Below are 22,922 nucleotides of genomic sequence, written 5' to 3' on the forward strand. Positions count from 1 at the left end.
CACTAAAACAGACCAAAAACGGTCCCACTGAATGGTATTGCTTAGTTGATCTTCAAACGCAGACGCAATCCGCGCAGGCCGTAGCTGACCCATGGCCAGAGCAATGCGCTGACCAACGCCGGCAATACCAGCGCGAGGGTCGGCTGGCGGTTGCCGGTCAGGGCACTGAGCCATAGCTGCACCAGCTGCGCGAGGCCGAATATCACCAGGAGCACCAGGCACTGCTGCCACATCGGGAACATGCGCAACCGCTGCTGCAACGACAGCACCAGAAACGTAATCAGCGTGAGGATCAACGCGTTCTGTCCCAGCAACGTGCCGTACAGCACGTCCTCGGCCAGCCCCAGCATCCACGCCGTGACCATGCCGATCTTGTGCGGCAACGCCAGTGCCCAGAAGGCCAGCAGCAATGCGAGCCACAGCGGGCGAAATATTTCCATGAACTGCGGCAGCGGCGAAACGCTGAGCAGCAGGCCGATGGCGAAGGTCAGCCAGACCACCCAGCCGTTTCGTGCGGGAGCATGACGCGCCATTATTCTTCCCTCTCGCGTGGAGCGGCCGGGGTCGCAGCAGGCGTCGCCGGTCGGGTGGCGGCAGGTTTCGCCGCAGGCTTGGCGGACGGTTTGCTGGTCGCGGGTTTGGCAGGCGTGGTCGCCGCCGGTGCGGTGGTCGCCGGAGCCGGTGCGCCGTTGGCGTTGGCCGGCGTCGACGAAGCACTGTGCCCGGCAGGCTTGGGCACGGTCGCGGGAACAACCGCCTTGTTCGGCGTGGCAGCAGGAGCGGCACCCGGCACAGTGGCCGATGGCACCGCCGCCGGGTCAGCCGCCTGACGATCGAGCGATTCCTGCTGCTGCGCAGCGTCGGCAGCGCGCTCTTCAGGGGAACGGCCGTCCGAGAACACCAGCAACAGATAACGGCTGCGGTTCAGCGCCGCCGTTGGCACCGCTCGCACGATGGCAAAGGGCTGGCCGGAGTCGTGGATCACTTCCTTCACCGTCGCCACCGGATAACCCGCCGGGAAGCGCTGACCCAGACCGGAACTCACCAGCAGGTCGCCTTCCTTGATGTCAGCGGTGTCCGCCACATGGCGCAGCTCGAGACGTTCCGGGTTGCCGGTGCCGCTGGCAATCGCGCGCAGCCCGTTGCGGTTCACCTGCACCGGAATGCTATGGGTGGTGTCGGTCAGCAGCAGCACGCGGGACGTGTAGGGCATCAACTCGACCACCTGCCCCATCAGGCCGCGGGCATCGAGCACTGGCTGACCGAGGACCACGCCGTCGCGCTCACCCTTGTTGATGATGATCCGGTGGGTGAACGGGTTGGGGTCCATGCCGATCAGCTCGGCGACTTCGACCTTCTCGTTGACCAGTGCCGACGAGTTCAGAAGCTCGCGCAGGCGAACGTTCTGCTCGGTCAAGGCAGCCAGCTTTTGCAGGCGGCCTTGCAGCAGCAGGTTCTCGGTCTTGAGTTTTTCGTTTTCGGCGGCAAGCTCGGTGCGGCTGCCAAACTGGCTGGCGACGCCCTGATACAGACGCTCGGGCAGGTCGGCAATCCAGTAAGACTGCATCAGCACCAGCGACATCTGACTGCGGACAGGTTTGAGCAGGGTGAAACGTGCGTCCACGACCATGATGGCCACAGACAGCACGACCAGCACCAGTAGACGGACGCCCAGGGACGGGCCCTTGGAGAAAAGCGGTTTAATGGGCCGCTCCTTCCAGAGATGCGTGAATCTTGCTGTGCTTATTCATGCGACATGAAACCGGCCTGATGCGGATTGATGGAAATGCAGGGCGTCAGACTTGCAACATCGCTGCGCGACGTCAACAGGTCGGACACGAACAGGCAGCACGGTGAGGTGCTGCCCGTTAAGCGCAACATGCTGCGTTCCGGCGACTTATTCGCTGGAGAGCAGGTCCATGGTGTGCTTGTCCATCATTTCCAGCGCACGACCACCGCCACGCGCGACGCAGGTCAGCGGGTCTTCGGCCACGATCACCGGCAGACCGGTTTCCTGGGCCAGCAGCTTGTCCAGGTCACGCAGCAACGCGCCACCACCGGTCAGCACCAGACCGCGCTCGGCGATGTCCGAAGCCAGCTCTGGCGGGGATTGTTCCAGCGCGCTCTTCACGGCCTGAACGATGGTTGCAAGGGATTCCTGCAACGCTTCCAGCACTTCGTTGGAGTTCAGTGTGAAAGCACGTGGCACGCCTTCAGCCAGGTTGCGACCGCGTACGTCGACTTCGCGCACTTCGCCGCCCGGGTACGCCGTGCCGATTTCCTGCTTGATGCGCTCGGCGGTGGATTCGCCGATCAGGCTGCCGTAGTTGCGACGCACATAAGTGATGATCGCTTCGTCGAAACGGTCGCCACCCACGCGGACGGATTCGGCATACACGACGCCGTTCAGGGAGATCAGCGCGATTTCAGTGGTACCGCCACCGATGTCGACAACCATCGAGCCGCGGGCCTCTTCGACCGGCAGACCGGCACCGATGGCTGCGGCCATTGGTTCTTCGATCAGGAATACTTCACGTGCGCCGGCGCCCAGAGCGGATTCGCGAATGGCGCGACGCTCGACCTGGGTCGATTTGCACGGGACGCAGATCAGCACTCGGGGGCTTGGCTGCAGGAAGCTGTTCTCGTGAACCTTGTTGATGAAGTACTGAAGCATTTTTTCGCAGACGCTGAAGTCGGCGATAACGCCGTCTTTCATCGGGCGAATGGCAGCAATGTTGCCCGGGGTACGGCCCAGCATCCGCTTGGCTTCCATCCCGACAGCAACAACGCTCTTCTGATTTCCGTGGGTCCGAATGGCCACAACTGATGGCTCATTCAGCACAATGCCGCGCTCACGCACGTAAATAAGGGTGTTGGCAGTGCCCAGGTCGATGGAAAGATCGCTGGAAAACATGCCACGCAGTTTCTTGAACATGGGGAAAGGACCCTAGGCAACGCGTGGGTAAAAAAGTGCGGCAAACTCTAACAACGACAGGGATTTTGGGCAAGGAGCCAATATGTTAAATTGGCGGTTTTCCGAGCACTACCCTCGAAGATCGCGGCCTTATGACCGTTTAAAGGGCGTAGTGTTCCGCAATCTGACGTACGGTTCACCCCGTGCGCATTCCACTGGAGAACCCCATGGCGCTTGATCGCTCCGACGTGGAAAAAATCGCTCATCTGGCCCGACTGGGCCTCAATGACGCCGATATCCCGCGTACTACTGAAGCACTGAACAGCATTCTCGGGCTGATTGACCAGATGCAGGCGGTCGATACCTCCGGCATCGAGCCCCTCGCGCATCCCCTTGAAGCCTCGCAACGCCTGCGTGTAGACGCCGTTACCGAGATCAATCATCGCGATACCTATCAAGCCATCGCACCAGCGGTCCAAGACGGCCTTTATCTGGTTCCGAAAGTCCTCGACTAAGGGAATGTGCCTGCAATGCATCAAATGACTCTGGCAGAGATCGCTCGCGGACTCGCCGATAAAAAGTTTTCCTCCGAAGAATTGACCCGCAATCTGCTGGCGCGCATCGCTCAGTTGGATCCGCAGCTCAATAGCTTCATTACTGTCACCGAGGACCTGGCGATCACCCAGGCTCAGGCTGCTGACGCCCGTCGCGCGGCAGGCGAAACCGGCGCACTGCTGGGGGCCCCACTGGCGCACAAGGACCTCTTCTGCACCAAGGGCATTCGCACCAGTTGCGCGTCGAAGATGCTCGACAACTTCAAGGCGCCCTACGACGCCACTGTGGTTGCCAGGCTCGCCGCCGCCGGCACCGTGACCCTGGGCAAGACCAACATGGACGAGTTCGCCATGGGGTCGGCCAACGAATCCAGCCATTACGGCGCGGTGAAAAACCCGTGGAACCTGCAACACGTCCCGGGCGGTTCGTCCGGCGGTTCGGCGGCGGCTGTCGCGGCGCGTCTGCTGCCTGGCGCCACCGGCACGGACACCGGCGGCTCCATTCGCCAGCCTGCTGCGCTGACCAACCTGACCGGCCTGAAGCCGACTTACGGTCGCGTGTCGCGCTGGGGCATGATCGCCTATGCCTCCAGCCTTGATCAGGCCGGCCCGATGGCGCGCACCGCTGAAGACTGCGCGTTGCTGCTGCAAGGCATGGCCGGTTTCGACGTCAACGACTCCACCAGCATTGACGAGCCCGTGCCGGATTACAGCGCAGGCCTCAATGCCTCGCTGCAAGGCCTGCGCATTGGCGTACCGAAGGAATACTTCAGCGCCGGTCTCGACCCGCGCATCGCCGATCTGGTCATGGCCAGCGTCGAAGCGCTGAAAAAGCTCGGCGCCGTGGTCAAGGAAATCAGCCTGCCGAACTTGCAACACGCGATTCCGGCTTACTACGTGATCGCGCCGGCCGAGGCTTCTTCCAACCTGTCGCGTTTCGACGGCGTACGCTTCGGCTATCGCTGCGAAGACCCGAAAGACCTCACCGATCTGTACAAGCGCTCCCGCGGCGAAGGCTTCGGCCCTGAAGTGCAGCGCCGGATCATGGTCGGTGCCTACGCGCTGTCAGCCGGTTACTACGACGCTTACTACCTGCAGGCGCAGAAAATCCGCCGCCTGATCAAGAACGACTTCATGAACGCGTTCGCCGAAGTCGACGTGATCCTTGGCCCGACCACGCCGAACCCGGCCTGGAAAATCGGCGCCAAGAATGCCGACCCGATCGCCGAGTATCTGGAAGACTTCTATACCATCACCGCTAACCTCGCGGGCCTGCCGGGCCTGTCGATGCCTGCCGGTTTCGCCGACGGCCTGCCGGTAGGCGTGCAATTGCTGGCGCCGTATTTCCAGGAAGGCCGCTTGCTGAACGTTGCCCATCAATATCAGCAAGTAACCGATTGGCACACCCGCTCGCCGGCTGGCTTCTAAGGAGAAAACACATGCAATGGGAAGTCGTCATCGGGCTGGAGATTCACACCCAGCTCACCACCCAATCGAAGATTTTCTCCGGTAGCGCCACCACGTTCGGCTCCGAGCCGAATACTCAGGCCAGCCTCGTCGACCTGGGCATGCCCGGCACGTTGCCGGTGCTGAACAAGGAAGCCGTGCAGATGGCGGTCAAGTTCGGCCTGGCCATCGACGCCGAGATCGGTCAGCACAACGTGTTCGCCCGCAAGAACTACTTCTACCCGGACCTGCCGAAGGGCTATCAGATCAGCCAGATGGAATTGCCGATCGTTGGCAAGGGGCATCTGGATATCACCCTGGAAGACGGCACCATCAAGCGCATCGGCGTGACCCGCGCTCACCTTGAAGAAGACGCCGGCAAGAGCCTGCACGAAGACTACAGCGGCATGACCGGCATCGATCTGAACCGCGCCGGTACGCCGTTGCTGGAAATCGTTTCCGAGCCGGACATGCGTTCGGCCAAAGAAGCCGTCGCCTACGTCAAGGCGATGCATGCGCTGGTGCGCTACCTCGGCATCTGCGACGGCAACATGGCTGAAGGCTCGCTGCGCTGCGACTGCAACGTGTCGATTCGCCCGAAAGGCCAAGTCGAGTACGGGACGCGATGCGAGATCAAGAACGTCAACTCGTTTCGCTTCATCGAGAAGGCGATCAACAGCGAGATCCAGCGCCAGATCGACCTGATCGAAGACGGCGGCAAGGTCATTCAGCAGACCCGCCTGTACGACCCGAACACCAACGAAACCCGCGCCATGCGCAGCAAAGAGGAAGCCAACGACTACCGTTACTTCCCCGATCCTGACCTGTTGCCGGTGATCATCGAAGACGCGTTTCTGGAGCAGACCCGCGCCACCCTGCCGGAACTGCCACCGCAGAAACGCGAGCGCTTTCAGTCGCAGTTCGGCTTGTCGCTGTATGACGCGAGCGTGTTGGCGTCCAGCCGCGAACAAGCGGACTTCTTCGAGAAGGTCGTCAGCATTTCCGGCGACGCGAAGCTCGCGGCCAACTGGGTGATGGTCGAGTTGGGTTCGTTGCTGAACAAGCAAGGCGTCGAGATCGACGAGTCGCCAGTCACCGCCGAACAGTTGGGCGGCATGCTGCTGCGCATCAAGGACAACACCATTTCCGGCAAGATCGCGAAGATGGTGTTCGAGGGCATGGCCAATGGTGAGGGCAGCGCCGATGAGATCATCGATCAGCGCGGTCTGAAGCAGGTTACGGACAGCGGCGCCATCGAGTCGATGCTGGACGACGTCCTCGCCGCCAACGCCGAACAGGTCGAGCAATATCGAGCGGCTGATGAAGCCAAACGCGGCAAGATGTTCGGCTTCTTCGTCGGGCAAGCGATGAAGGCATCGAAAGGCAAGGCCAACCCGGGCCAGGTCAACGAACTGCTGAAGCGCAAGCTGGAAGGCTGAGTGCATTCCCCGCAATGATTGTTCCCACGCTCCGCGTGGGAACACCTGTCTGGACGCTCCGTGTTCGTTATGCGACGCAGAGCGTCACCGGCTGCGTTCCCACGCGGAGCGTGGGAACGATCAGCGATCTGCACGGGAACGATCAACACTTTTTGTAGGGACCCTCCCCCATGCGGCGAATCCTCGGCGCTTGCGCCCTGCTCTCCTTGCTGGCCGGCTGCGCCAGTGACGGCATCATCGACCCGCACGGTTACAACGCCACCGGCGGCGCCTCGTATTACGGCGCGCAACATCACGGTCAGCGCACCGCCAGCGGCGAACGCTTCGACGCCAACTCCCTGACCGCCGCGCACCGGCAATTGCCGTTCGGCACGCGCGTGCAGGTCACCAATCTGGACAACGACCGCAAGGTTATCGTCCGTATCAACGACCGCGGCCCGCACACCCGGGGGCGGCTGATCGATGTGTCACGTGCAGCCGCCGCACAATTGGGTATGCTGCGCAGCGGAACCGCCCAAGTGCGGGTACAAGCCCTCGACGACTGACTGGTGCCCTGAATTCTCGCCCTAACGAATCTGCCCCTGCCCACGCTGATCGAGCTGGTCTGCGGCCTGCTGTTGATGATCATCGGCGCGCAACTGTCGGTGCGCGCCGCTGTAGCCCTGGCCGCCCTGCTCAAAACCCGCCCGCTGTTCCTCGGCCTGACCGTCGTCGCGCTGGGCAGCAGTGCCCCGCAACTGGCGGTCGGGCTGCAAGCGGCGTTCACTGACAGCACTGACATTGCGGTCGGCAGCGTCATCGGCAGCAACATTTTCAACGTGCTGGTGACCCTGGGGCTGTCTGCCCTGATCATCCCGCTGCGCGTGGCACGGCAACTGGTGCGCGTTGATCTGCCGCTGATGATCGTGGCCACCGCGCTGGTCGCGGCGCTGGCGTGGAATGGCGAGCTGAGCGCACTGGATGGCGTCGTGCTGTTGCTGGGTATGGCGGCGTATCTGTTCGTCGTGGTCCGTCAGTTCGCCCACGGCGCGCGGCATGTGCCGAGAACCGACCTTGAGCCGCGCCGGCGCATCTGGCCGTTGCTGGGCAGACTCGCGCTGATGGCCTGCGGCCTGGCGCTGCTGACGTTGGGCAGTCATCTACTGGTCGGCGCGGCGGTTTCGGTGGCCCTGGATCTGGGCCTGTCGGAGCGGGTGATCGGCCTGACCGTGATCGCGGTCGCGACCTCGCTGCCCGCGCTGATGACGTCGCTGGTCGCGGCATTGCGCGGCGAGCGGGATATCGCGGTGGGCAACATCATCGGCAGCAACCTGTTCAACCTGCTAGGGGTGCTCGGCATCACGGCGCTGATTTCCACCGGGCCGTTGTCGATCTCACCCAATGCGCTGGATTTCGATTTGCCGGTGATGCTGGGCGTCGCGGCGCTATGCGTGCCGCTGTTCTATTCGGGGTATCGAATCACCCGGCTGGAGGGGCTGTTGCTGCTCGGGCTTTACGCGGTGTACGGGCTGCACATCGTTTCGTTTACCACGGGCATGCCCCTGGCCGAGCGGCTGGAGCGTTTGATGATTCACTACGCGCTGCCGGTGATTGCGCTGTGTGTCGTCGTGGGGACGGTGCGGGCGTGGCGGCGTCAGCATTGAGCACTGACAAATTGTAGGAGCGCGCTTGCCCGCGATTGCGGTGGATCAGCAGACAATGCGCCGACTGACGAAATCTATTCGCGGGCAAGCGCGCTCCTACAGGTCTGAGTTAAATCCACCCGCCCCACTGCAGAATGAATATCCCGACATTGGTCGTCACCGCCGCGGCCAAGGTGGTCATGACGATGATCGAGGCCGCCAGTTCGTGGTTACCATTGGCCGCGCGGACCATGACGAAACTGGCGGACGCCGTCGGCGCGCCGAAGTACAGAAACAGAATCCCCAGCTCGGCGTGACGGAAGCCCAGCAACCAAGCGCCCAGCGTGCAGATCAGCGGCAGCCAGACCATCTTCATGAGGCTCGCGCTGATCGCCAGCGTGCCGCTCTCTCGCAACGACTTCAACGACAGCGTGCCGCCGATGCACATCAGCGCCAGCGGCAGGGTCATCTGCGCCAGGTAGCTGCCGGACGTGTCGAGCCATTTCGGGAGCGGAATCTGGAAGTAGGCGAACGGCGCGGCAATGACAATGCTGATGATCAGCGGATTGGCCATGACGCTCTTGGTGATGCTCCACGGGTCGGACTTGATGACCGGGCTGTAGACCGCCAGCACGACTGTGGACAGGGTGTTGTAGAAAAGGATGACCAGCGCGGCAAGGATCGCACCGAGGGAAATGCCGTAATCGCCATACATGCTCGCGGCCAGGGCGAGGCCGATGACACCGTTGTTGCCGCGAAACGCCCCTTGGGTGTAAGTGCCACGCTCGGCGAACGGCACGCGGTAAATGGCCCAACCCCACGACAGCGCAAAACCCGCCAGCGTGGCGACGATGAAGTAGATCAGAACGCCCGGCTGAAACGCCGCGTGGAGGTCAGCGTGAATGATCCCCAGAAACAGCAGCGCCGGCATGGTGCAGTTGAACACCAGCGAGGAGGCGGTGTGGATAAAACTGTCGTCGATCCAGCCAACGCGCTTGAGCAACACACCGAGAAACAGCATCGCGAAGACCGGCGCCGTGATGTTCAGGGTTTCCAGAAAGATTGCCAGCATGCACACCAAACCCTGAGCCGTCGTTAGGTGGCTAATGATAGGCCAGCGGCGAGGGAAGTGTTACCGGCAATTCAGGTCATCGTACAACCGCAACGTTCGTCATTCAGATCGGAATGGCGGGGCACCGCTAAACTGTAGGAGCGCGCTTGCCCGCGAATGCGTCGTGTCAGTCACCATCAATGTGTTTGAAATACCGATTTCGCGGGCAAGCGCGCTCCTACACGGATTGGCGTCAGGCCTGATTGGCCGGTTGCAGCTTCTTCTCGAACACCGAAACCCCGTCCAGGTCCCGCAGCGTCACGGTCATCTCCCCGCTTTGGCCGTCAATGTTCACCTCACCAAAAAACTGGAAGCCAGCGAACGGCGAGGTGTTCTGCGCCGGCGGAGCCTTCTGGAATACCAGCTCAGGCCCGAAGGTCTTGTCGAGGGTGTTAGGCCCATAACTGCCCGCATTCAGCGGCCCGGCGACAAACTCCCAGAACGGGTCGAAATCCTGAAACACCGCCTGATCCGGGTGGTAGTGGTGAGCCGCGCAGTAATGCACGTCAGCGGTCAGCCAGACGGTGTCGCGGATCTTTTGTTGGCGCAGGAACCCGAGCAGTTCGGCGACCTCCAGTTCGCGGCCTTTTGGCACGCCGTCGTCTCCGTTGGCGATGGCCTCCCAACGCATCACGCCGGGGCTGATCTCGCCGTCGGGCACACCGAGGCCGATGGGCATGTCGGCGGCAATGACCTTCCACTGAGCGCCGGAAGCTTGAAGTTCGCGCTTGAGCCAATCCAGTTGCTCGCGGCCGAGAAACGCGGTGGTCGGCCCGGCCTTGTCGGCCAGATTGGCGTCGTTGCCATCACGGTAGCTGCGCATGTCGAGCACGAACACGTCCAGCATCGGGCCGTAAGCGATCTTGCGATAGACCCGCCCGCCGTTGTCGGAGCTCTGTAGGCGCATCGGTGCATATTCGAGGAACGCCTGACGCCCGCGCGCCGCCAACAGCTGGATGTCTTTGACCTTGTAGCGGTCGTCGAGCTGCTTGCTCGGTGACCAGTTGTTGGTCACTTCGTGGTCGTCCCACTGCCAGATCTGCGGGACCTCGGCGTTGAAGCGACGCATATTCTCGTCCATCAGGTTGTAGCGGTAGGCGCCCCGGTATTCGTCGAGGGTTTCCGCGACCTTGCTCTTCTCTTCGGTGGTGATGTTGCGCCAGACGCGCCCGCCTTCGGTGACCACTTCGGCGGGTACCGGGCCGTCAGCGTAAATGGTGTCGCCGCTGTGGATGAAGAAATCCGGCAAGCGCAGGCGCATGGCTTCATAGATGCGCATGCCACCAATCTCGGGGTTGATGCCGAAGCCCTGGCCGACGGTGTCGCCGCTCCAGACGAAGCGAATGTTGCGGCGATTGACCGGTACGCTGCGCAGATGACCGAACCAGGGTTCGCTGGCGACGCTGGTCTGCGCGTCTTCGAAGAACACGCGGTAGAAAATGGCTTGATCAGCCGGCAGGCCGGTCACTTCGACGCGTGCGGTAAAGTCAGTGCGCTGGTCAGCGAGCAGCGAGACCGTGCGGCGGGGGTTGGTGAACATGCTGCGGGTGTCCCATTCCACCACCATGCGCGCGGGCCGGTCGCTGCGACTCCAGACCAGGGCGCGATCGCCCAGCACGTCGCCGGACTGCACGCCGTCGGTCATCTTCGGGCGGTCCTTGACTGAGGCGATGACCGCCGGCGCAAGCCCCGGCAACAACAATCCGGCGCCAGCGGCCTGGATGATACGGCGGCGAGTCAGGTCGAACCGGGACATGTTTATCCTCCTCAAGCGAATGCCAAAGAGAGGAAGCTAGCAGCGGATTGTTTGCGGGAGATGACAGGGAACTAGACGGAGGGCTTAACGCAAACCTGTAGGAGCGCGCTTGCCCGCGAAGGCGCCGGTACATCCAACACATCTTCAGCGCCTGGGATATCGCATTCGCGGGCAAGCGCGCTCCTACAATTGATCGTGTTCGGCAGCAGAATTCCGAGGCGCACTTAGCCTCCTGTAGGAATGAGCTTGCTCGCGAAGAGGTTGGTACATCCGACACATCTTCAGCGCCAGGCATATCGCATTCGCGGGCAAGCGCGCTCCTACAATTGATCGTGTTCGGCCGCGGAATTCCGGGGCGCACTTAGCCCCCTGTAGGAGTGAGCTTGCTCGCGAAGAGGCACAAACATCCAACACCTCTCCGCCGGCCGGACCGCGCAGTTGTAGGACCGGCTTTAGCCGGGAAGAGGCTGGTACGGTCAGCATTTAGGCGCCGGCAGGCACCGCGTCCAGCTCTGCGGTTTCAGGCCGTTTCAGCAGCGCGTACAGCACGCCGGTCACGACGCTGCCTGCCACGATCGCCAGCAGGTACAGCAGCGCATGGTTAATCGCATTCGGGATCAGCAGCACGAACAACCCACCGTGGGGCGCCATCAGTTTGCAGCCGAAGAACATCGACAGCGCACCGGTCAGCGCGCCACCGACGATGCTCGCCGGGATCACCCGAAGCGGGTCTTTCGCCGCAAACGGAATCGCGCCCTCGGAGATGAAGCACAGCCCCAGTACGAAGGCCGCTTTGCCCGCCTCACGTTCGCTCTGCGCAAACTTGCGTCGGGCGATCAACGCCGCGATACCCATACCAATCGGCGGCACCATGCCGGCAGCCATCGTCGCGGCCATCGGCGCGCCGCTGCTGGAGGCCAGCAAGCCCACGGAGAATGCATAGGACGCCTTGTTGATCGGCCCACCCAGATCCACGCACATCATCGCGCCCAGCAGCACGCCGAGCAGCACCGCGTTCGCCGTGCCCATGGTATCGAGGAAGTGGGTCAGTCCTTCGAGCATGCCGGCGACAGGCTTGCCTACCACGTAAATCATGACCAGCCCGGTGAACAGGCTCGCCAGCAGCGGAATGATCAGAATCGGCTTCAAGGCTTCGACACTGGCCGGCAGCTTCGCGTAACGATTGACCGCCCAGGCGCTGTAGCCCGCCAAGAATCCCGCGATGATCCCGCCAATGAAGCCGGCGCCCAGGGTGCTCGCCAGCAGCCCGCCGATCATCCCCGGCGCAAGGCCCGGACGGTCCGCGATGGAATAAGCGATGTAACCGGCCAGCAACGGCACCATCAACTGGAACGCCGCGCCCGCGCCGATCTGTTTCAGCGCCGCCGCCAACGTCCCCGGTTCCTCTGCCGCGTGAATGCCGAACACGAACGACAGCGCAATCAGCAAACCGCCGGCCACCACCATCGGCAACATGAACGACACGCCGGTGAGCAGGTGTTTGTAGACGCCGGTCTTTTCCTTTTTGGAGGACGCTTTGGATGCCGAAGCGGTGGACTCGACCTCAGCTTCCGCCAGCGCCTTTTTCAGCGTCGCTTCAGCTTGCTTGAGCGCAATACCGGTGCCGCAGCGATAGATACGCTTGCCGGCGAAACGCTCGGTGGCGACTTCGATATCACACGCCAGCAGCACCACATCGGCGTCGGCAATGGCCTGGGCGCTGAGCGGATTACGCGCACCGACCGAGCCCTGGGTTTCCACCTGCAGGTCATAGCCGAGCTTTTTCGCCGCCTGCTGAATCGCCTCGGCGGCCATGAACGTGTGAGCGACGCCGGTCGGGCACGCCGTCACTGCCACCAGACGCGGCTGCGCGCTAGGCGTAGCAGACGGGGCGGACGTCGCGGTGTGCTCGGTCGCCAGCGCCGCTGCTGAACGCAGAAAGCCATCGGCGTCCTGCAACGCCTGCGCGGGCGTGGCCTGATACAGGCGCTTGCCGGAGAAGCGCGCCAGGTCCAGCGTGCCGGTGTTGACCACCAACACCCAGTCGGCCGCTTCGATGTCGCCCGGCGACAGTTGCTTCTCAGGATGCCGAGGGTCGTGAATCTCGACGCTGGTGCTCCAACCCTGGCGCTGGGCCGCCGCATCCAGCAGACGGGCACTGAGGACGCTGCTGATTTTGCCGTTCGGACAGGCCGTAACGATGGCTAACTTCATCACACTTCCTCTCTTGTTATGCCGTCAGGACGCGGACGTTGACGCCGCTTTCCAGACGTTTCAATTGCGCCGGATCATTGATGCCGAAGCCGATCTGAGTAACGGCCATGGCCGCAATGGCCGTGGCAGTCCGCAAGGTTTGCTCGGGTTTGTGCCCAGACAGCAAGCCGTGAACCATCCCGGCCAGCAGCGAGTCCCCCGCACCAACGGTGCTGGCGACGGTGACCTTGGGCGGCAACGCCTGCAACGCCACGTTGGAACTGAACCAGTGAACGCCTTCCGAGCCCTGGGAAATCACCACATGCTCGATGCCACGCCGGCGCAGGTCCGCCGCCGCTTCCGCTTGCGCGGCGATGGAAATGATCGGCGCGTCAAGGGCGTCGGCCAGTTCTTCGGTGTTGGGCTTGATCATCCACGGCGACGCTTCCAGTCCGGCGCGCAAGGCTTCGCCGCTGGTGTCCAGGGCCACTTTCAGGCCCATCTCGTTGAGGCGCAGCAGCAGGGTTTTCAGCCACTGGGGGGTGACGCCACGGGGCAGACTGCCGGCCACGACTACCGCATCAAAACCCGACGCGATCTGCTCGACCCGAGCGGCCAGCGCTTGTTGCGCCTGCGGGCTGACTTCCGGGCCCGGGCCGTTGAGGTCAGTAATGCGCCCGCTGCTTTCCGCCAGCTTGATGTTGCTGCGCGTCTCGCCCGGCACCCGCACGAATTCGTCGACGAAGCCGCGCTTGGCGAACAGGGTTTCGAACGGCTGCTGGTTATCGACGCCGAGGAAGCCCGCGACGGTCAGCTCGTGCCCCAGATCAGCCAGCACCTGCGCGACGTTGATGCCCTTGCCTGCCGCGTGGCTGAGCATGGCGTCGCTGCGGTTGACCTGGCCGATCTGCAAGGGGCCCAACTGCACGGTCAAGTCCAGCGCCGGGTTCATGGTCAATGTCAGAATTTTCGCCATTACAGCCCCTCCACGAGGGCACGCACGTCCGCCGCGCTGCCAACGGCCAGGGCCGCCTGCGCAAGTTTCCGGGCTTCGATCAGATTCAATTCACGGACGCAGGCTTTGACTTCGCCGATGCTCCGCGCCGAGACGCTCAATTCATCCACACCCAGACCGACCAACACCGGCACCGCCAGCGGATCGGCGGCCAATTCGCCGCACACGCCCACCCATTTGCCATGGGCATGGGCCGCGCGCACGGTGATGTCGATCAGTTGCAACACCGCCGGGTGCAGACCATCAGCCTGAGCCGAAAGGGTCGGGTGACCGCGGTCGATGGCCATCGTGTACTGGGTCAAGTCGTTGGTGCCGACACTGAAGAAGTCCACTTCCTTGGCCAGCACCGGCGCCAGCAACGCCGCCGACGGCACTTCGATCATGATGCCCAATTGCAGGTCGGCAACGGGGATCTCCAGACGCAGACGCTCGGTCATGTCGCGGGCCTGACGCCACTCTTCGACGGTGCCCACCATCGGGAACATGATGCGCAACGGGCGATTGTCCGCCGCACGCAACAACGCGCGCAGTTGGCTTTCCATGATGTCCGGGCGCTGCAAGGTCAAGCGAATGCCGCGCACGCCGAGAAACGGGTTTTCTTCTTTGTCGATGGGCCAGTACGGCAGCGGTTTGTCGCCGCCGACGTCCAGGGTGCGAACCACCAGCGGGCGGCCGTCGAGATCAGTGAGCACGCGGCGGTATTCCGCTTCCTGGGTCGCTTCATCCGGCGCGGAACTGTGGGCCATGAACAGCAATTCGGTGCGCAGCAGGCCAATCCCTTCGGCGCCCTGCTCCACTGCTGCCGGCGTACCGGCGCTGTCACCGATGTTGGCGAAGACCTCAACGGCATGGCCGTCCTGGGTGATCGCCGGCTCCATCCGCAGCGCGGCGGCAGCCTTGAGGCGTTGCTCGCGGGTGTCGCGGTCCCGCAAAGCGCGCTGCAGGGTCGCTTCGTCCGGCGCGACGTCGAGACGCCCGCGCTGGCCGTCGATCAACAGCTGCGTGCCGGATTTGATCAGCAACACCGCATCGCCCGCACCGACCAGCGCGGGAATGCCCAACGCCCGGGCAACGATTGCGCTGTGGGCCGTTGCGCCGCCGCGCGCGGTGAGAATACCTGCGACACGGGCAGGGTCCAGACGGGCGACGTCGGACGGACCGACTTCGTCCATCACCAGAATGTAAGGTTCTTCCGGCTCGAGCAGGTCCTCGACGCCAAGGATCTGCGCCAATACGCGGCGACCTACATCCCGCAGGTCAGCGGCACGTTCGGCCAGCAGCGCATCTTTGAGCTGTTCCTGTTGACGGGCGGCGGCCTCGATGACGTTCATCCATGCCGCAGCGGCGCTTTCGCCTTGTTTCAAGCGCTGCGCCACTTCGTCGACCAGTTCGGGGTCGGCGAGCATTTCCTGGTGGGTGACGAAAATCTCGCGAATGGCCTTCGCCGTGCTGCGCTGGATCAATTGCTCGATGTCGATGCGCACCTGCGCCAGCGCGCTGTGCAGACGTTCGTGTTCGACGCTTTGCGATTCGCCCTGGGCCGGGTAATCGAACACCGGCAGAACATGCACGTGGGCCGGGCCGAAGGCGATGCCGGGCGCTGCAGGAACGGCCTGAATCTGTGCGCCTGGAGCCGGCGCGCTGAGGGTTTTCTCCACAACTGCCGGTGCGGCTGCGGCTTCGGCGTGGGTCGGCAACGGTTGAATGTCTTCGCCCAGGCCTTCGAGGACCGCGGCGATCAATGCAGGCAAGGCGTCGGCAGCAATCGTCGGCTCGGCGATGAACTCAAGGGTCTGACCGCGCTGCACGCCGAGGCTCAGCAGTTTGCTCAGGCTCTTGGCCGACACCGGATTCTCGGTGCCGTCGACAATGCGCACACGGATGTCGCCATCAAAACCCTTCGCCAACTGCGCCAGGATTTTCGCCGGACGCGCATGCAGGCCGTGGGCATTGGCCAGGGTCACTCGCTCGCTCGGCCAGTCCGGCGGTACTTCGCCGCCCAATGCCTGAAGCACGGCGCGGCTGCTGGTCGCCTCACCCAGGACGTGGCCGCGACCTTCGATCAACAACGCGCAAAGGCGTTCGAGCAGTGCCTGGTGGGACTCGCCCAGACTGGCGAGGCAGAACAGGCCGGTCAGCGACTGGCCCAGATGACGCATGGGTTTGTCCGGGGTGACGAACGCCAGGCCGGGTTTGTTGACCATCTGTTCGCTGTGCAGCCACCAGAGGCCTTCGCCCAACGGCAGCGGCTCGACCTGCTGCAGCACCGCCGCGAAACCGTTGTTCACGCACTCCGCCTTGCGCAGCAGACGGGCGCCGCGCCAGACCAGTTCTTCGAAATCATCGACCATGACGCCCAGGCTGATCATCTGCGCATCGAGGGCCAGTTCCTGGGGCGCGCCTTGCAGCAGTTTGAGCAGCGACTCGGGATCCTTGGCCTGACGCAACGCTTCGCCCAGGTCGTTCTCGCCGAGGGCGCGGGTCAGTAGCTGGAGCAAGCGAAGGTGTTCGTCGGACTTGGCGGCGATGCCGATGGCCAGATAGACCATTTGCCCGTCGCCCCAGTCCACCCCTTCGGGGAATTGCATCAGGCGCACGCCGGTGGCGAACACCTGGTCGCGGGTCTCTGGCGTGCCGTGGGGAATGGCAATGCCCTGCCCCAAAAAGGTCGAGCCCTGTTGCTCACGCGCTTGCAAGCCTGCAAGGTAGCCGGCAGCCACCAAGCCGTCGGCAACGAGCAAGTCAGCCAGCAGTTGCAACGCGGCGGGCTTGTCCACCGCCGACTGGTCCATGGAAATTTGCTCTATGGTCAGCTCGAGCATTGCGTTCTCCTGTGCTGCGCGGGGTCGCGCCAGATTCTTGTTGTAGGACCGGTCGTACACACCGATGACTGACGGTTTGCGAATATTGAATGCGGCATTCAGAGGTCCGATTGGGCAAAAAGTGCCATAAACAGGCCTGCTGAATCGTTTAATCTGAAGTGCCGCGCACGTTACTTGATAATTCCGGCGGTTTGAAGCTCATCCGGTCGAATCGTGTAGGAAACATCCCGCACGGCCTACATGCTTCCGACGAGGCGACGCTCTGCTGTCATGATGGCTGTTAATCGGTGAAAATCCCTGCCACGGTAGTTCAGCTCCCACTTTTGCTTCTCATCACGAAAGGATGCCCGGCTTGAAACTCAGCGATATTGCGCGTCTGGCCGGTGTTTCTGTGACCACGGCCAGCTACGTGATCAACGGAAAGGCCGAACAGCAACGCATCAGCAGTGCAACGGTCGAGCGCGTGCGCGCGGTGGTCGACGCCCACGGCTTCCGGCCCAACCCACAGGCTGCCGGGCTGCGCAGCCGACATACCCGAACACTGGGCTTCATCCTGCCCGACCTGGAAAACCCCAGTTACGCGCGCATCGCCAAGCAATTGGAACAGGGGGCCCGCGCGCGCGGTTACCAATTGCTGATCGCCAGTTCAGACGACGATCCCATCAGCGAGTTGCAGCTGTTGCAGCTTTTTCGTGCGCGACGCTGCGATGCGCTGTTCGTCGCCAGTTGCCTGCCGGCCAGCGATGACAGCTACCGTGCGCTGCAGCAGCAAGGGGTTCCGGTCATCGCCATCGACCGCGAAATGGACCCGGCGCACTTCTGTTCGGTGGTCAGCGATGACCACGACGCCAGCCAGCAACTGACCCGCAGCCTGCTGGAGATAAAACCTCGACATATCGCCCTGCTCGGCGCGCAGCCGGAGCTGAGTGTCAGTAAGGCCCGGGCAAAGGGCTTTGAAGACGCGCTGGAAGGTTTCGAAGGCTCGGTGATCATCGAACACGGCGACGCGTTCAGCCGTGACTGCGGCCTGCAACTGGCCAGCGTTATGCTCGATCGCCTGGGTTATTTCCCCGATGCACTGATCACGACCTCCTACGTCCTGCTGCAAGGGGTCTTCGACTTGCTGCACCAGCGCCGCCTGAACCCGGACCAACTCCACCTGGGCACGTTCGGTGACACTCAGCTGCTGGATTTCCTGCCGTTGCCGGTCAATGCCATGGCTCAGCAGCATCATCTGATTGCCGAAAAGGCGCTCGCGCTGGCGTTGTCGGCCATCGAGCAGGATCAGTACGAGCCGGGCGTGCATGCCATTGTGCGGACATTCAAGCAGCGGATTCACGAGGCGTAAGCAACGTGCGACTGATCGACACCCACACGCACCTGGATTTCGACGATTTCGACGCCGACCGTGATGCAGTCCTCGCCAACAGCATGCAGCTGGGTGTCGAGCGCATCGTGGTGTTGGGCGTCTATCAGCGCAATCTGCAGCGAGTGTGGGATCTGGCGCTCAGCGAGCCTTCGGTGTATGCCGCGCTGGGCTTGCACCCGGTCTTCCTTGAAGAGCATCAGCCCGAGCATGTGCAGCAATTGCGCGACTGGCTGACGCGGCTGGCCGGGCATCCCAAGTTGTGCGCCGTGGGCGAGATCGGCCTGGATTACTACATCGAATCCCTCGACCGCCCGCAACAACAGACCTTGCTCGACCAACAACTGCAAATGGCCGCCGACTTCAACCTCCCGGTCCTGCTCCACGTGCGCCGCAGCCACGCCGACACCATCGCTGCGCTCAAGCGTTTCAGGCTCAAGCGCTGTGGCATCGTTCACGCCTTCGCCGGCAGCCGCGAGGAAGCGCGCGAGTACATCAAGCTGGGTTACAAGCTGGGGCTGGGGGGTGCAGCGACGTGGCCGCAGGCTTTGCGCATGCATCGGGTGATCGCCGACCTGCCGCTGGAGAGCGTGGTGCTGGAAACCGATGCACCGGACATGGCGCCAGCGATGTTTCCAGGCATGCGCAACAGCCCAGAGCATCTTCCCGATATCTGCGCGGCCATCGCCGAACTCATGAACATACCTGCCGACACGCTGGCCGCGGCGAGCACCAGCAACGCGCGGGATGTGTTCGGCTGGGACTGAAACTTGTCGCCAATTTCATGTTGTAAGAAGAAATTTCAAAGACTTAGCGTGGTCCCTTGGGTATCTCTCTTGGTCAACGAAGGAAACCCGTTAATGAAATTCTCGAAGTTCGCGCAGGCTCTGTCGCAGTGGTCCGGCAGCCCACGAACCTTCCTCGTGGCGATTGCGCTGATCTGTGTGTGGGCTGTGACCGGGCCGTTATTCCACTACAACGACACTTGGCAGCTGATCATCAACACGTCCACGACCATCATCACCTTTTTGATGGTTTTTCTGATTCAGAACACCCAGAACCGCGACACCGATCAGATGCATATCAAGATCGACGAACTGCTGCGCGTGACTAAAGACGCGCAGAACGCCGTGCTGAGCCTCGATAACCTCAACCAGCGGGAATTGCACGCGCTTCGCAAGAAGTACATGGCAATGGGCGAAGGCGTGGAGTTTGATCACACCGAGGCGTTTCCGGAGCCGGAGCCTGAGGCGGGTGAGGAGAAGGGAGAGTTGGTGACGAGCCGCTGATGCGCCAGGGCTCACATACTGTGGGAGCCGCTTGCTCGCGAATGGGTTGGTCAACAATATTTGCGTTGTATGGTTTGACGCGTTCGCCAGCAAGCCGGTGGGTCAGCGATGGCAGTGTTGCCTGAGCCTGCGCATTCGCGGGCAAGCGCGCTCCTACAGTGGGTCGGCATCAAACCTGGCGTCTGAGTTGTATGAAGATCCGTAGGAGCCGGCTTGCTGGCGAAGGCGGTGGTTCAGCGATGGCAGTGTTGCCTGAGTCTGCGCATTCGCGGGCAAGCGCGCTCCTACAGTGGGTATGCGTCAAACCTGGCGTCTGAGTTGTATGAAGATCCGTAGGAGCCGGCTTGCTGGCGAAGGCGGTGGGTCAGCAACGAAAGTGTCGTCTGACCCTATGCGTTCGCCAGCAAGCCGGCTCCCACGGCGTTGTCGCGCGGATTGCTTAGGTAATCGGCGCCGGGTTGAACAGGGTGATGTCGTTGTGCAGACGGTAGTGCTCGGTCCAGGTCTTTTTCTTGCCGCTGGCCACGTCCAGATAGAAGTGGAACAGCTCCCATCCCAAGTCCTCGATGCTTGCGCGCCCGGTCGCAATGCGCCCGGCATCGATGTCGATCAGGTCCGGCCAGCGCTGGGCCAGCTCGGTGCGGGTCGACACTTTCACCACCGGTGACATCGCCAGACCATACGGCGTACCGCGTCCAGTGGTGAACACGTGCAGGTTCATCCCGGCCGCCAGCTGCAACGTCCCGCAGACAAAATCGCTCGCCGGCGTTGCGCAGAAGATCAGGCCTTTGCGGGTCACCCGTTCGCCAGGGCCAAGCACCCCGTTGATCGCGCTGCTGCCGGACTTGACGATCGACCCAAGGGACTTCTCCACAATGTTCGACAACCCGCCCTTCTTGTTACCCGGCGTGGTGTTTGCGCTGCGGTCCGCCTCGCCCTTGGCCAGGTAACGGTCGTACCAGTCCATTTCGCGAACCAGTCCTTCCGCGACTTCCATGTTTTCGGCACGTGAAGTCAGCAGGTAGATGGCGTCACGCACCTCGGTCACTTCCGAGAACATTACGGTCGCGCCCGCGCGCAGCAGCAAGTCCGAGGCATAACCCAATGCGGGGTTGGCGGTGATGCCGGAAAACGCATCGCTGCCGCCGCACTGCATGCCCAGAATCAATTCCGACGCCGGCACGGTTTCGCGGCGGCGCTGGTCGAGCTTCTTCAGGCGCGTCTCGGCCAATTCCATGATCTGCTCGATCATTTCGTTGAAGCCGTGCTTGGAATCCTGCAAGCGATACAGCCAGGGTTCGCTCAGATCGACCGAGGCGTCGTCGCTGTGCATGACCTGATCGGCCTGCAACTTCTCGCAGCCCAGGCTGATCACCAGCGCCTCGCCACCCAGGTTCGGGTTGCGCGCCAGATTACGCACGGTGCGAATCGGGATGTACGCGTCCTTGGCGGTGATGGCGACGCCACAGCCGTAGCTGTGGGTCAGCGCCACCACGTCATCGACGTTCGGGTATTTGGGCAGCAGCTCTTCGCGGATACGCTTGACGGCGAAATCCAGAACCCCGGTGACGCACTGTACGGTCGTGGTAATGCCCAGGATGTTGCGCGTGCCGACGGTGCCGTCGGCGTTGCGGTAACCCTCGAAGGTGAAGCCTTCCAGCGGCTCACCCCTGACCGGCACAGCATCAGACATCGGCAGGCTGTCCAGCTCCGGCGCTGACGGCATGCGCAGCTGATCTTCCTTGACCCAACTGCCCTTCGGGATCGGCTGCAGCGCATAGCCGATGGTGTGGCCGTAACGAATGATCGGCTCCCCTTCGGCGATGTCCACGGTGTTCACCTTGTGGCTCTGCGGCACGTTGTCGACGGTCACCAGACCGTTATCGAATTCAGTCCCCGCGGGAACGCCCTGGTCATTGACCACGACGACGACGTTATCAAGCGCATGCAGGCGGATGTAACGCGGCGAGTCGGCATGCTGGATCAAGTTCATCACGGTTTTTCCTCAGAGTTTCGCTTGAGAAAGCTCGGCTTCACTGGCCGGCAAGGCACCCTTCTTTGGGGTTTCCTTGAGTTCTACACGTTTGATTTCACCGACGATGAAGATGTAGCTGATCACCGCCACCAGCGCGTTGGCGCCGACGAACACCAGCGCCCATTTGAACGAACCGGTGGTGCTGATGATGTAGCCGATGACGATCGGGGTGGTGATGGAGGCGATGTTACCGAACATGTTGAACAAACCGCCGCTCAAACCGGCGATTTGTTTCGGCGATGCGTCGGACATGACCGCCCAGCCCAGTGCGCCCACGCCCTTGCCGAAGAAGGCCAGTGCCATGAAGCCCACCACGACCCATTCGATGTCGACGTAGTTGCAGGTCACGATCGAGGTCGACAGCAGCAAGCCACCAATGATCGGTGCCTTGCGCGCGAAGGTCAGCGAGTGGCCCTTGCGCAGCAGGTAATCGGAGATTATCCCGCCCAGCACGCCGCCGATGAACCCGCAGATGGCCGGCAGCGAAGCGATGAAACCTGCCTTGAGGATGGTCATGCCGCGTTCTTGAACCAGGTACACCGGAAACCAGGTCAGGAAGAAGTAGGTGATACCGTTGATGCAGTATTGAGCCAGATAGATGCCGAGCATCATGCGGTTGGTCAGCAACTGACGCACGTAGTCCCATTTCGGACCGCTGGCGGAGCCTTTGCCCTTGTCCTGATCCATGTCGACCATGCCGCCGTTGTTGGCGATGTGATCGAACTCTTCCTTGTTGATTTTCGGGTGGTTGCGCGGGCTGTGGATAACTTTCAGCCAGATCAGCGAGAACAGGATGCCGATGCTGCCCATCACGATGAACACGTGCTGCCAGCCGAAGGTGTAAACGATCCAGCCCATGATCGGGGCGAACAGCACGGTGGCGAAGTACTGCGCCGAGTTGAAGATCGCCGAGGCTGTACCGCGTTCAGACGTCGGGAACCAGGCCGCCACGATACGGGCGTTGCCGGGGAACGACGGTGCTTCGGCGAGGCCGACCATGAAGCGCAGGGCGAACAGCAGGAAGATGGCGGTGGAGAGACCGAATTCACCGACATAGCCTTGCAGCACGGTGAACAGTGACCAGGTGAAGATGCTCAGTGCATAGACTTTCTTTGAACCGTAGCGGTCCAGAAGCCAGCCGCCGGGGATCTGGCCAGCGACGTACGCCCAACCAAATGCGGAGAAGATAAAACCGAGGGTAACGGCGTCGATGCCGAGGCTTTTTTGCAGGCTGGAGCCCGCAATGGCGATGGTTGCACGGTCGGCGTAGTTGATCGTGGTCACCAGAAACAGCATGAGCAAGATCAAATAGCGGACGTGCGTCGGCTTGGTTTTCTGCATGTTCGAAACTCCCACTAAT

General features: G+C 62.4%; 18 protein-coding genes. 8 read left to right on the forward strand and 10 right to left on the reverse strand.

Annotated elements, in window-relative coordinates; all coding sequences use genetic code 11:
- Nucleotides 1–41: 41 nt before the first annotated feature.
- The 3 genes from mreD to mreB all read right to left on the reverse strand — a co-directional run bounded on the left by mreD (nt 42) and on the right by mreB (nt 2,935).
- Nucleotides 42–533, reverse strand: a complete 492-nt coding sequence (mreD, locus tag BMY98_RS06785) for a rod shape-determining protein MreD (protein ID WP_074755995.1) — start codon at nt 531–533, stop codon at nt 42–44.
- Nucleotides 533–1,675 (reverse strand): rod shape-determining protein MreC, encoded by a 1,143-nt coding sequence (gene mreC, locus BMY98_RS06790; protein ID WP_245760031.1) that lies wholly within the window; start codon nt 1,673–1,675, stop codon nt 533–535. The genes mreD and mreC overlap by 1 nt, the downstream gene beginning before the upstream one ends.
- A 222-nt stretch (nt 1,676–1,897) precedes the next feature.
- Nucleotides 1,898–2,935 carry a rod shape-determining protein MreB gene (gene mreB, locus BMY98_RS06795; protein ID WP_020292894.1) on the reverse strand — a complete coding sequence of 346 codons (1,038 nt, stop codon included), beginning with the start codon at nt 2,933–2,935 and terminating at the stop codon, nt 1,898–1,900.
- A gap of 206 nt (nt 2,936–3,141) precedes the next feature.
- Between mreB and gatC the strand changes: the two genes are divergently transcribed.
- From gatC to BMY98_RS06820, 5 genes are all read left to right on the forward strand, one after another.
- Nucleotides 3,142–3,429 (forward strand): Asp-tRNA(Asn)/Glu-tRNA(Gln) amidotransferase subunit GatC, encoded by a 288-nt coding sequence (gene gatC / locus BMY98_RS06800; RefSeq protein WP_074886477.1) that lies wholly within the window; start codon nt 3,142–3,144, stop codon nt 3,427–3,429.
- 15 nt (nt 3,430–3,444) lie between these two features.
- A complete protein-coding gene (gene gatA / locus BMY98_RS06805; protein ID WP_074886479.1) occupies nt 3,445–4,896 on the forward strand; it encodes an Asp-tRNA(Asn)/Glu-tRNA(Gln) amidotransferase subunit GatA in 1,452 nt (483 codons plus the stop codon).
- 11 nt (nt 4,897–4,907) lie between these two features.
- A complete protein-coding gene (gene gatB / locus BMY98_RS06810; RefSeq protein ID WP_074886482.1) occupies nt 4,908–6,353 on the forward strand; it encodes an Asp-tRNA(Asn)/Glu-tRNA(Gln) amidotransferase subunit GatB in 1,446 nt (481 codons plus the stop codon).
- 170 nt (nt 6,354–6,523) lie between these two features.
- Nucleotides 6,524–6,898 carry a septal ring lytic transglycosylase RlpA family protein gene (locus tag BMY98_RS06815; RefSeq protein ID WP_074886484.1) on the forward strand — a complete coding sequence of 125 codons (375 nt, stop codon included), beginning with the start codon at nt 6,524–6,526 and terminating at the stop codon, nt 6,896–6,898.
- Nucleotides 6,899–6,943: 45 nt separating this feature from the next.
- Nucleotides 6,944–7,996, forward strand: a complete 1,053-nt coding sequence (locus BMY98_RS06820; protein WP_074886486.1) for a calcium/sodium antiporter — start codon at nt 6,944–6,946, stop codon at nt 7,994–7,996.
- A 109-nt stretch (nt 7,997–8,105) separates the two neighbouring features.
- Here BMY98_RS06820 and BMY98_RS06825 read toward each other — a convergent pair whose 3' ends face one another.
- The 5 genes from BMY98_RS06825 to ptsP form a co-directional block, all read right to left on the reverse strand.
- Nucleotides 8,106–9,047 carry an AEC family transporter gene (locus BMY98_RS06825; RefSeq protein ID WP_074886490.1) on the reverse strand — a complete coding sequence of 314 codons (942 nt, stop codon included), beginning with the start codon at nt 9,045–9,047 and terminating at the stop codon, nt 8,106–8,108.
- 232 nt (nt 9,048–9,279) lie between these two features.
- Nucleotides 9,280–10,842: an alkaline phosphatase D family protein gene (locus tag BMY98_RS06830; protein ID WP_074886492.1), complete on the reverse strand. Its 1,563-nt coding sequence runs from the start codon at nt 10,840–10,842 to the stop codon at nt 9,280–9,282.
- Between the two features lie 483 nt (nt 10,843–11,325).
- Nucleotides 11,326–13,056: a PTS fructose-like transporter subunit IIB gene (locus BMY98_RS06835; protein ID WP_074886494.1), complete on the reverse strand. Its 1,731-nt coding sequence runs from the start codon at nt 13,054–13,056 to the stop codon at nt 11,326–11,328.
- A gap of 16 nt (nt 13,057–13,072) precedes the next feature.
- Nucleotides 13,073–14,011: a 1-phosphofructokinase gene (pfkB, locus tag BMY98_RS06840; protein ID WP_074886497.1), complete on the reverse strand. Its 939-nt coding sequence runs from the start codon at nt 14,009–14,011 to the stop codon at nt 13,073–13,075.
- Nucleotides 14,011–16,872, reverse strand: coding sequence for a phosphoenolpyruvate--protein phosphotransferase (ptsP, locus tag BMY98_RS06845; protein WP_074886500.1), 2,862 nt, complete (start codon nt 16,870–16,872; stop codon nt 14,011–14,013). Before ptsP ends, pfkB begins: the two co-directional genes overlap by 1 nt.
- A 352-nt stretch (nt 16,873–17,224) precedes the next feature.
- Between ptsP and cra the strand changes: the two genes are divergently transcribed.
- The 3 genes from cra (at nt 17,225) to BMY98_RS06860 (ending at nt 19,527) form a co-directional block, all read left to right on the forward strand.
- Nucleotides 17,225–18,220: a catabolite repressor/activator gene (gene cra / locus BMY98_RS06850; RefSeq protein ID WP_074886504.1), complete on the forward strand. Its 996-nt coding sequence runs from the start codon at nt 17,225–17,227 to the stop codon at nt 18,218–18,220.
- A gap of 5 nt (nt 18,221–18,225) precedes the next feature.
- The gene (locus tag BMY98_RS06855) at nt 18,226–19,005 is read left to right on the forward strand and encodes a TatD family hydrolase (protein WP_074886507.1); all 780 of its coding nucleotides are present in this window, start codon (nt 18,226–18,228) and stop codon (nt 19,003–19,005) included.
- A gap of 93 nt (nt 19,006–19,098) precedes the next feature.
- Nucleotides 19,099–19,527, forward strand: coding sequence for a low affinity iron permease family protein (locus BMY98_RS06860; protein WP_083398733.1), 429 nt, complete (start codon nt 19,099–19,101; stop codon nt 19,525–19,527).
- A 439-nt stretch (nt 19,528–19,966) separates the two neighbouring features.
- Here BMY98_RS06860 and garD read toward each other — a convergent pair whose 3' ends face one another.
- Together garD and BMY98_RS06870 are read right to left on the reverse strand one after the other, a co-directional pair.
- The gene (gene garD, locus BMY98_RS06865; protein ID WP_074886510.1) at nt 19,967–21,520 is read right to left on the reverse strand and encodes a galactarate dehydratase; all 1,554 of its coding nucleotides are present in this window, start codon (nt 21,518–21,520) and stop codon (nt 19,967–19,969) included.
- A 12-nt stretch (nt 21,521–21,532) separates the two neighbouring features.
- On the reverse strand, nt 21,533–22,903 hold the full coding sequence (locus BMY98_RS06870) for an MFS transporter (protein WP_074886513.1): 1,371 nt from the start codon (nt 22,901–22,903) through the stop codon (nt 21,533–21,535).
- Between the last annotated feature and the right edge of the window lie 19 nt (nt 22,904–22,922).

It is taken from the genome of Pseudomonas graminis (genome assembly GCF_900111735.1).
Taxonomy (GTDB): Bacteria; Pseudomonadota; Gammaproteobacteria; order Pseudomonadales; family Pseudomonadaceae; genus Aquipseudomonas; species Aquipseudomonas graminis.

Coding starts and splice junctions, on each gene's coding strand:
- mreB (WP_020292894.1), bottom strand. CDS start 2,935: ATGTTCAAGAAACTGCGTGGCATGTTTTCCAGCGATCTTTCCATCGAC.
- gatC (WP_074886477.1), top strand. CDS start 3,142: ATGGCGCTTGATCGCTCCGACGTGGAAAAAATCGCTCATCTGGCCCGA.
- BMY98_RS06830 (WP_074886492.1), bottom strand. CDS start 10,842: ATGTCCCGGTTCGACCTGACTCGCCGCCGTATCATCCAGGCCGCTGGC.
- BMY98_RS06860 (WP_083398733.1), top strand. CDS start 19,099: ATGAAATTCTCGAAGTTCGCGCAGGCTCTGTCGCAGTGGTCCGGCAGC.
- mreD (WP_074755995.1), bottom strand. CDS start 533: ATGGCGCGTCATGCTCCCGCACGAAACGGCTGGGTGGTCTGGCTGACC.
- ptsP (WP_074886500.1), bottom strand. CDS start 16,872: ATGCTCGAGCTGACCATAGAGCAAATTTCCATGGACCAGTCGGCGGTG.
- gatA (WP_074886479.1), top strand. CDS start 3,445: ATGCATCAAATGACTCTGGCAGAGATCGCTCGCGGACTCGCCGATAAA.
- gatB (WP_074886482.1), top strand. CDS start 4,908: ATGCAATGGGAAGTCGTCATCGGGCTGGAGATTCACACCCAGCTCACC.
- BMY98_RS06870 (WP_074886513.1), bottom strand. CDS start 22,903: ATGCAGAAAACCAAGCCGACGCACGTCCGCTATTTGATCTTGCTCATG.
- pfkB (WP_074886497.1), bottom strand. CDS start 14,011: ATGGCGAAAATTCTGACATTGACCATGAACCCGGCGCTGGACTTGACC.
- BMY98_RS06815 (WP_074886484.1), top strand. CDS start 6,524: ATGCGGCGAATCCTCGGCGCTTGCGCCCTGCTCTCCTTGCTGGCCGGC.
- BMY98_RS06835 (WP_074886494.1), bottom strand. CDS start 13,056: ATGAAGTTAGCCATCGTTACGGCCTGTCCGAACGGCAAAATCAGCAGC.
- garD (WP_074886510.1), bottom strand. CDS start 21,520: ATGAACTTGATCCAGCATGCCGACTCGCCGCGTTACATCCGCCTGCAT.
- BMY98_RS06825 (WP_074886490.1), bottom strand. CDS start 9,047: ATGCTGGCAATCTTTCTGGAAACCCTGAACATCACGGCGCCGGTCTTC.